Raw genomic sequence first — 6,355 nt, 5'->3', positions numbered from 1 at the left:
CCGGGTCCGCAGGGACCGGTCTTGGATTGGGGCATCCCTCCACCTCGCCGCTTGCACGCGGCTCGGATTCGACAGGCACAGAAGGGTCCGCAGGGACCGGTCTTGGATTGGGGCATCCCTCCACCTCGCCGCTTGCACGCGGCTCGGATTCGACAGGCACAGAAGGGTCCGCAGGGACCCTTCTGTGTCCTGTCTCATCCACCAATGTAACTCATCTCGATCTTGTGATCGCGGTGGGCCTCGCCGCGCCGTTCGGAATAGCGGTCGTCGCGCGCGCGCCAGACGCCGGCCAGGCGTGCCGCCAGCGCCGCGTCGTCGGCCCCGGCGCGCAGCAGCGCGCGGAGGTCGTGGCCCTGCTCGGCGAACAGGCAGGTGAACAGCCGCCCTTCGGGCGACAGGCGCAGCCGCGTACAGTCCCCGCAGAAGGGCTGGGACACGCTGGTGATCAGGCCGATCTCGCCGGCGCCGTCGGCGTAGGCCCAGCGGTTGGCGACTTCGCCGCGGTAGCGGGCCTGGAGCGGCCGCAGCGGGAACTCGGCGCCGATGATCCGCACGATTTCCGCCCCGGTGACGACTTCGTCCATGCGCCAGCCGTTGGTGTTGCCGACGTCCATGTATTCGATGAAGCGCAGCGTGTGGCCGGTGCCCCTGAAATGGCGCGCCATCGGCAGGATCTGGCCGTCGTTCATGCCCCGGCGCACGACCATGTTGACCTTCACGGGCGCAAGCCCGGCGGCGGCCGCGGCCTCGATGCCGTCGAGGATCGTGGCGACCGGCACGCCGCTGTCGCTCATGCGCTCGAACAGGGCGTCGTCCAGCGCGTCGAGGCTGACCGTCACCCGCGTCAGGCCGGCATCGGCCAGCGCGCGGGCCTTGCGGGCGAGCAGCGTGCCGTTGGTGGTGAGGGTCAATTCCGGCGGGGCGCCCTCCGGCGTGCGCAGGCCGGCCAGCATCCCGACCAGGGTTTCGATCTGCTTGCGCAGCAGGGGCTCGCCGCCGGTCAGGCGGATCTTGCGCACCCCGCCCTGCAGGGCGATCCGGGCGACCCGGGTGATTTCCTCGAAGGTGAGCAGGGCGCCCTGCGGCAGGAAGGCGTGGTCCGCGCCGAACAGCTCGCGCGGCATGCAGTAGGTGCAGCGGAAATTGCAGCGGTCCGTGACGGAAATCCGCAGGTCGCGCAAGGGGCGGCCGAAGGTGTCGCGCACCGCCTCGCCCGGTGCGGGGGCGGCGTCGCCGCCCGCCGGCGCCGGGTCCGGCTGGTGATGGATCACGCGGGGCATGGCATCAGGATCCGTTCCCGCTCGTGGAGGAGATCGCTTCGGGCATCAACCGGCCTCAATCGTTTTCCTTCACCCGGTAGACCAGGGTGGCGACCTTGGCCAGGCCCAGGACCTTGACCGTGACGCTGCCCAGCAGCAGGCGCGACAGGCCGCTGCGGCCGTGGCTGCCGATGAAGATCAGGTCGCAGCCTTCGGACTGGGCGGCCTGCACGATGCCGTCGGCGACGTTGAAGTTGGACACCGCCAGGGACTTGGCCTTGACGCCGGCGGTCTCGGCCCGGTCGAGCACGGCCTGGAGGTATTTCTTGGCCTGCTCGGCGGCGGTGCGGTCGTAGTCTTCGTCCGTGATGGCGTAGGCGGCGGCCATGCCGTCGAAGCCCACCGTGGCGGCGAACGGCTGCGTCACGTGCAGCGCGACGACTTCCGCGCCGATGGTGCGGGCGAAGCAGACGCCCTTGTTGGCCGCCTGGGCGGAGAGCTTGGAGCCATCCGTGGGGATCAGGATTTTCTTGAACATGGGCGGATCATCCAAAACGGTGAAAAGGGAGATATCAGCATACCTGCTGCCCCCCTGAAATGACAGTCGGATCAGCCCTGGGTTTGATCTACCCCATATTCCCGGGCGGCCTGGAACAGATTGGTGCAGCGCGCGCCCGAGCGGCAGAAGGCCAGCACCGGCGCGGGCAGTTCCCGCAGCAGGCCGGCGAACTCGGCCACGTCGGCGGCGGTGATCGCGCCGCTGACCACCGGCTGGTAGCGCGCCTGCAGGCCGGCCTCGCGGGCCGCCCGCAGCACGTCGTCGGACAGGGGCTGCTCGGGGCCGCCCTCGCCGTCCGGGCGGTTGATGATGACGGACTTGAACCCCGCGTCCGCCAGGGCCCGCATGTCGGCGGGCTGCAGCTGGGGGGCGACGGAAAAGTCGGGGGTCAGGGTTTGGTAGCTCAGGCTCATGTGGTTTCCTCGGGGCGGCGCGCCGCCCCCACGATCGTCAGGTGATGTTCCGCCAGCAGCCGCCCCATCAGCGGGCCCGCCAGCACCTCGTGCTCGGCCTGGCGCTGCGCCGCCAGGCCGTCGGTCTCGTCCGCGCCGAGCGCGGGATGGCACATCAGCACGTCGCCGTCGCGGCACGAGGCCAGCCAGCGGCGCATCCAGCCCTCGTAGGCCGGGACGCCGCCCTGGAAATCATACACGCCCAGAAAGCCGGGGTTGAGCGCATGGCCGCGCAGGCGCGCCCGGCGCCGCAGGCCGGACGCGCCCAGCCCGGCGATGACGGCGGCCTTGAAGCGCAGGCGCGGCGGCAGGCCCGCCATGCGGGGCCGGCCGACGTCGCGGATCCAGGGCTGGCCGTCGCGGGGCTCGGGCAGCGATTCCAGCAGCGCATCGCGGATGCCCGGCAGCTGGTGCACGTGCTGATGGCCGTCGACGTAGTCGGGCGCGCGGCCCGTGATGTCCTGGAACAGCGCCAGCTGCCGCCGCACGCCCGCCCGCACGGCATCGCCGGGCAGCCGTCCCAGCCAGGCAGCGCGGATCAGCGCCCCCAGGGGCAGGCAGGGGCCGGGCTGGCCGAAGGATTCGGTGAAGTTCAGGTGCAGGCCGATCTGCAGGCCCGAGGCCAGCAGGGCCGCCGTGTCGCGGCGCGCGGCCGGGCCGTCGACCAGCAGGCTGGTGGCCGACAGGCGGCCCCGCGCGGCCAGCGACAGGATGCCGGCGTTCACCGCCGGGTTCATCCCGAAATCGTCGGCGCACAATACAATGCGCCGGTATCGCTGCCCTGCTGCTCGTGAATCCGGATCCATGTTCAAGAAACTCGCTGCCCAGATCGGCTGGTTCGTCATTGTAGGCTGCGCGGCGGCGGCCACCCACTGGGCGGTCGCCGTGGCCTGCGTGTCCCTGGGCGGCCTGCCGCCGCTGGCCGCCAACGTGGTCGGCTGGCTGGTGGCGTTCGGCGTGTCCTTCGCGGGCCACTACCATCTGACCTTCCGCCACCAGCGCGCGCCGCTGGGGCGCGCGGCGGCGCGGTTCTTCCTGGTGTCGGCGCTGGGCTTCGCCGTCAACGAGGCCGCCTACGCCGCGCTGCTGCGCCTGACGGCGATCCGCTACGACGTGCTGCTGGCCCTGGTGCTGGTGGGCATCGCCGGGATGACCTTCATTCTGGGGCGCTACTGGGCGTTTCGCCGCAGCCATTGACGGTCTCGGCGGCGGGCACGCGCCACAGGCCCATCTTGCGCGTTCGCGCCACGGGCGCGCGGTCCGCCAGCGGCGGATGGCGGTCGGCCTCGTCCAGCCAGGCCAGCAGCCAGGTCGTCGCATGCGCCGGATCGCACAGGTAGGCCTGCAGCCGCTGCGGCAGCCACAGCCGGTCGGCGCCCCGGTCGGGCGCGAAGCCGGCGGCGTCGGCCAGTTCGCGGCGCCAGTCGTCGCCCCGCATGACCTTGGGGTCGTCCCACTGGGCGACAGCGACGACCGGGCCGCGCCAGCCGGCGTACATCGGCACGTCGTAGGCATACTGGTCGAGCATCACCAGGCGGTCGCCGGGCGCCGCCCCGGCGGCCAGCGCCAGGGCCAGGTCCTTGGTGCTGCGCTGCGGAAACAGCACCAGCGCCGCCACCGCCAGCAGGCACAGGCCGGCCGCCACCAGGGCATGCCGCACCAGGCTGCGGCGCGCGCCCGGGGCGGTGGATTCCTCCCGCTGCTCGAAGGTTTCCTGGATGAACCAGGCCAGCGGCGGCAGCACGGCGATCACGTAGCCGACCAGCTTCGAGGTGGGAATCGAGAAGAACACCAGCACCACGGCCAGCCAGGACAGCATCAGGCCGCGCAACACCCCGCGGTCGACCTGCTCGATCCGGTGGGCGGGCGGCACGAACGCCGTCTGCATCGGCCCGCGCGGCTGGAACCAGCGCCACAGCTGGATCGACCACGGCAGCGTCAGGCCCAGCACCACCGGCACGTAGAACCAGAAGGGATGCGGATTGTTGAAGCCGGATTCGAGGAAACGCTGGAAATGCTGGTGGACGATGTAGTAGTCGAAGAAGCCGGGGTGGCGCAGTTCCATGGCCACCATCCAGGGCAGGGTCAGCGCCAGGAACAGCAGGATGCCCGGCCACCACAGCAGGCGTCCCATGGCGCGCCAGCGGCGCCGGCCCAGCAGCCAGAAGAACAGCACCCCGCCCGGCAGCACGACGCCGATCAGGCCCTTGGCGAGGAACCCGGCCGCCGCCGCCACGTACATGGCCGCCAGCGCCGCCGCGTCCGGGCGCAGCTGCTCGCGGCGGAACACCGCGTCGGCGCCCGCCATCACGGTCAGGCTCATCAGGGCGGCCACCAGCATGTCCAGGTTGGCGTAGTGCGCCGCGCCGAACAGGAAGGGCTGCACCGCCAGGATCAGGGCCGTGCGGCGCGCGGCGCCGCCGCTGGCGTAGCGGCGCAGGAAGACGTAGAACACCGTCACCAGCGCCGTGGCGGCCAGCACCGAGCACAGCCGCCCGGCCCAGGCGTTGTCGCCGAACAGCGCCAGGGACGCCGCCGTCAGCCAGTAGAACAGCGGCGGCTTGTGGAAGAAGGGCAGGCCGTCCAGGCGCGGCGTGAGGAAATCCCCCGAGGCCAGCATCTGCCAGGCCACGCCGACGTAGCGGCCCTCGTCGGGCAGCAGCAGCGGATACGTCCAGGTGGTGGCCGCCAGCCAGAGGAAGGCGAACAGCGCCACCCAGGGCCAGGCGCGCCGGGCCTGCAGGCGCCGCCAGAGGGATTCGCCGGCGTCCACCAGCCGCGCGCCGAAGACGGGAACTTTCATGCCTGGCGTCCTTCCGGCGAAAGCGGATCGGCAACCGCCGGCGGGGCGTCCGCATCGGCCGCGGCGGTCCCCGCGTAGCGCGGCGGCGGGACTTCCAGCCCGGGCCGGGGGCCGGACCCGCCGGAGCCGCCTCGGTCAGGGCCGGCACCGTCCAGCCCCGTTCCCGCGCGCTCGCGCAGCAGGTAGACGGGCCGGCCCTTGACCTCGGTGAAGATGCGGGCGACGTATTCGCCCACCACCCCCAGCGACATCAGGTTGACCCCGGCGAAGAACAGGATCACGGTGATCAGGGTGGCCCAGCCGCGCACCGCGTCGCCGTAGAGCAGGTGGGACACGATGATGAACAGGCCGTACAGGAAGGCCAGCAGCGAGAGGCAGGCCCCCAGCAGACTGAGCAGGCGCAGCGGCCAGGTGGTGAAGGCCGTCAGCCCGTCCACGGCGAAGCGCAGCAGCTTCAGGGGCCGGAAGCGGCTGACGCCATGCTGCCGCTGGCGCGGCGTGTAGACCATGGCCTCGGACTGGAAACCGACCCAGGCGAACAGGCCCTTCATGAAGCGGTCGCGTTCGGGCAGCCGCTTCAGGGCGTCGACCACGACCCGGTCCATCAGGCGGAAATCCCCCGCGTTGGGCGGCACGCCCAGGCCGTCCGAGGTGCGCATCAGGGCGTAGAACAGCCGCGTGCCGATGCGCTTGAACCAGGTCTCGTCGTTGCGCGTGGCGCGCACGGCATAGACCATCTGCACGCCGGCGCGCCAGCGCGCCAGCATCGCGGGGATCATGTGCGGGGGATGCTGCATGTCGGCATCCAGGCAGACCACGGCGTCGCCGCGCGCCACGTCCAGCCCGGCGGTCAGGGCGGCTTCCTTGCCGAAGTTGCGCGACAGGCGCAGATAGACGATTTCCGGATGCAGGCTGGTCCAGTGGCGCATCAGTTCCGGGGTGCCGTCGGTGCTGCCGTCGTCGACGACGATGATCTCCGGCGCGCAGTCCTGGCGCGCCAGGATGGCGAGCAATTCCGGCAGCAGCACCCCCAGGTTGGCCTGCTCGTTCAGACAGGGGATGACGCAGGACAGGGTGACGGGTTCAGGCATGATGGGAGACGCCGGCGAAGGCCGGGCGGTGCGCAATCCGGGGAGATGAAAGAGAAGTATCCGATCATAACTGAACGCCGGGTCCGCCGGGCCTCGCGGCGCCTGCGGAACCCCACGGATTTTCCCGGATTCCCGACGGTGTCTTCGCCAGCGCGGAATGCCGCGGAACCTCCAGGGGCCGCACGGCGCCC

Annotated in this window: 7 protein-coding genes; 1 reads left to right on the top strand and 6 read right to left on the bottom strand. The window is 71.5% G+C overall.

Going from position 1 to position 6,355, the window contains the following annotated elements:
- Window positions 1-194: 194 nt before the first annotated feature.
- The 4 genes from moaA to HNR28_RS03360 form a co-directional block, all read right to left on the bottom strand.
- Window positions 195-1,280 (bottom strand): GTP 3',8-cyclase MoaA, encoded by a 1,086-nt coding sequence (gene moaA, locus HNR28_RS03375; protein WP_043684309.1) that lies wholly within the window; start codon window positions 1,278-1,280, stop codon window positions 195-197.
- A gap of 55 nt (window positions 1,281-1,335) precedes the next feature.
- Window positions 1,336-1,797, bottom strand: coding sequence for a universal stress protein (locus HNR28_RS03370; protein WP_043684311.1), 462 nt, complete (start codon window positions 1,795-1,797; stop codon window positions 1,336-1,338).
- A gap of 71 nt (window positions 1,798-1,868) precedes the next feature.
- Window positions 1,869-2,231, bottom strand: coding sequence for a protein tyrosine phosphatase family protein (locus HNR28_RS03365; protein WP_151023747.1), 363 nt, complete (start codon window positions 2,229-2,231; stop codon window positions 1,869-1,871).
- On the bottom strand, window positions 2,228-3,076 hold the full coding sequence (locus tag HNR28_RS03360; protein WP_276808310.1) for a ChbG/HpnK family deacetylase: 849 nt from the start codon (window positions 3,074-3,076) through the stop codon (window positions 2,228-2,230). Before HNR28_RS03360 ends, HNR28_RS03365 begins: the two co-directional genes overlap by 4 nt.
- Here HNR28_RS03360 and HNR28_RS03355 point away from each other — a divergent pair.
- Entirely contained in the window at window positions 3,075-3,467 is a 393-nt protein-coding gene (locus HNR28_RS03355) for a GtrA family protein (protein WP_043684315.1), read from the top strand. The genes HNR28_RS03360 and HNR28_RS03355 overlap by 2 nt on opposite strands.
- On the opposite strand, the gene HNR28_RS03350 is transcribed toward HNR28_RS03355, so the two are convergent.
- The gene (locus HNR28_RS03350; protein WP_151023746.1) at window positions 3,427-5,073 is read right to left on the bottom strand and encodes an ArnT family glycosyltransferase; all 1,647 of its coding nucleotides are present in this window, start codon (window positions 5,071-5,073) and stop codon (window positions 3,427-3,429) included. The two genes, HNR28_RS03355 and HNR28_RS03350, sit on opposite strands and share 41 nt — an antisense overlap.
- Window positions 5,070-6,164 carry a glycosyltransferase family 2 protein gene (locus HNR28_RS03345; RefSeq protein ID WP_084330725.1) on the bottom strand — a complete coding sequence of 365 codons (1,095 nt, stop codon included), beginning with the start codon at window positions 6,162-6,164 and terminating at the stop codon, window positions 5,070-5,072. Before HNR28_RS03345 ends, HNR28_RS03350 begins: the two co-directional genes overlap by 4 nt.
- Between the last annotated feature and the right edge of the window lie 191 nt (window positions 6,165-6,355).

Origin of the sequence: Castellaniella defragrans (assembly GCF_014203015.1) — a bacterium.
Lineage (GTDB): Bacteria > Pseudomonadota > Gammaproteobacteria > Burkholderiales > Burkholderiaceae_B > Castellaniella > Castellaniella defragrans.
The sequence above is the reverse complement of the archived record's forward strand: the minus strand, read 5'-3'. Positions and strand labels throughout refer to the sequence as shown.

Coding starts and splice junctions, on each gene's coding strand:
- HNR28_RS03370 (WP_043684311.1), bottom strand. CDS start 1,797: ATGTTCAAGAAAATCCTGATCCCCACGGATGGCTCCAAGCTCTCCGCC.
- HNR28_RS03355 (WP_043684315.1), top strand. CDS start 3,075: ATGTTCAAGAAACTCGCTGCCCAGATCGGCTGGTTCGTCATTGTAGGC.
- HNR28_RS03350 (WP_151023746.1), bottom strand. CDS start 5,073: ATGAAAGTTCCCGTCTTCGGCGCGCGGCTGGTGGACGCCGGCGAATCC.
- HNR28_RS03365 (WP_151023747.1), bottom strand. CDS start 2,231: ATGAGCCTGAGCTACCAAACCCTGACCCCCGACTTTTCCGTCGCCCCC.
- moaA (WP_043684309.1), bottom strand. CDS start 1,280: ATGCCCCGCGTGATCCATCACCAGCCGGACCCGGCGCCGGCGGGCGGC.
- HNR28_RS03345 (WP_084330725.1), bottom strand. CDS start 6,164: ATGCCTGAACCCGTCACCCTGTCCTGCGTCATCCCCTGTCTGAACGAG.
- HNR28_RS03360 (WP_276808310.1), bottom strand. CDS start 3,076: ATGGATCCGGATTCACGAGCAGCAGGGCAGCGATACCGGCGCATTGTA.